This is a genomic window from Polaromonas sp. P1_G4, assembly GCF_056405475.1.
The window spans coordinates 1-1,651 of record NZ_JBFUCA010000727.1 but is presented as its reverse complement, the minus strand read 5'-3'; the positions used below and the strand labels follow the sequence as shown (position 1 = coordinate 1,651).

Here is a 1,651-nt window from a genome sequence, read left to right as displayed (position 1 = left end):
CACCTGGATGTCGACCACCTTTTCCAGTGCGGCAATGGTTTCTTCCAGGTTGTCAACCTTGGAAGGCGTGATCTCCAGCGTGTAGGCCGAATAGTTGGTGGCCAGCACAACGCCATTGCGGTCCAGGATCAACCCCCGGTTGGGCACGATGGGCACGATGGCCGTCCGGTTGCTTTCCGCCTGCTCGTTCAGGTCGGCATGGCGGTACACCTGCAAATACACCAGCCGCGCCGCCAGCAGAGAAAAAGCACACAGCACCGCAAAACTGGCCACCAGCACCCGCGCGCGAAAGCGCGACAAATCGGCTTCAACGTTGCGCAGTTCAGTCATGGCCGTGTGACTCTACAGCCGCCGGAAAGTGCCCACAACCCCGTCCGCTTACCTCTGAAAAGAAAGAGGCGATGCGAAGCGAGCCGAAAAAGGCCAGCATGAGCCGTGGAACCGGCTTCGCCAGGCCGCAGGCGGGCGGCCCCCTCGGGGGGCAGGGAACACACCAAGTGAGTGACCGTGGGGGCCATATCTAGAGTGGTCGATTCTGGTCAGGATCGGGTGCACGGCGCTGCGGCACCAGCAGCAGCACGCTCACCACCGGCCACAGAACGGCCTCTATCAGCGGCGCCAGCAGCATGATCCAGCCCGGGAAAATACCGCCGCCGATCATGCGGATCACCAGCTCCACACCATGCGCCACCGCAAACAGCGGCAGCACCTGCAAGGCCTGCGACGGCACCGTGAACCAGAGCAGGCGGCGATGGATCATGGTGGCAAAAAAGCTCAGCGCCGTATACGACAGCGCATGCTGACCGAGCAGCGAAGACTGGTGCACGTCCATGCCCAGGCCGAACATGAAAGCCACGCCGATGCCGACACGCAGCGGCTGGTGCACGTTCCAGAACACCAGCACCAGGGCCAGGAAGTCGGGCATCCACGGCACGCGGCCCAAGGGCAGCATGTCCAGCAGCAGCGCCGCGATCAGGCTGCACCAGATGAAGACGGGGTTGGCGGGCAGCAGCAGCTGCTGGCCTGATCGCATGATCATGTTGTCACTCCCTGCATGATCATTTCGAAGCCCCCTTCTTCTTGGGCGCGGGCTCGGGGGTGTCGTCGGGCCGCGGCGGGATCTGGCCGGTGCCGGGCTTGACCACGATGACGTGCCGCGCACCCGTCACGAGCGCCTGCGGTGTACAGAAAATTTTTGCGAACGCCGATTCCGCGCGCCGCTCGATGCGGCTGATTTTGGCCACCGGCAGGCCGGCCGGGTAGACGCCGTCGACGCCGCTGGTGGTCAGCAGGTCGCCTTGCTGCACGTCCGAGTTGCTGCCCATGAAGCGCAGTTCCAGGCCGCTGCCCGAAACGGTCGGGTCGCCATAGGCCACGCTGCGCGCGCCTGTGCGCACATTGAGCACCGGAATGGCCAGGTCGCGGTCGACCAGCAAGGTCACTTCGCTGACCAGCGGATGCACGCGGGTGACCTGGCCCAGCACGCCGGACTCGTCCAGCACCGGCGAGCCCAGGTCAACGCCCTGCGCCATGCCTTTGTCGATGATCACCTTTCGGGTGTAAGGGTCCGCAGCGTCGTACAGCACTTCGGCCGCCAACACCGGCGTGCCGAGCTGCTCGCGCAGGCCCATGAGCTTGCGCAGGCGGTTGT

General features: G+C 64.7%; 2 protein-coding genes and 1 pseudogene. All 3 read right to left on the bottom strand.

Annotated features, from left to right (window positions below):
• A pseudogene (locus AC1D1X_RS22720) lies at positions 1-330 on the bottom strand (penicillin-binding protein 2); the annotation flags it as partial.
• A 190-nt stretch (positions 331-520) separates the two neighbouring features.
• Positions 521-1,039: a rod shape-determining protein MreD gene (gene mreD, locus AC1D1X_RS22715; protein WP_457281704.1), complete on the bottom strand. Its 519-nt coding sequence runs from the start codon at positions 1,037-1,039 to the stop codon at positions 521-523.
• Positions 1,040-1,058: 19 nt separating this feature from the next.
• Positions 1,059-1,651 (bottom strand): rod shape-determining protein MreC (gene mreC / locus AC1D1X_RS22710; protein ID WP_477699266.1); only part of this gene is annotated, 593 nt, incomplete at its 5' end.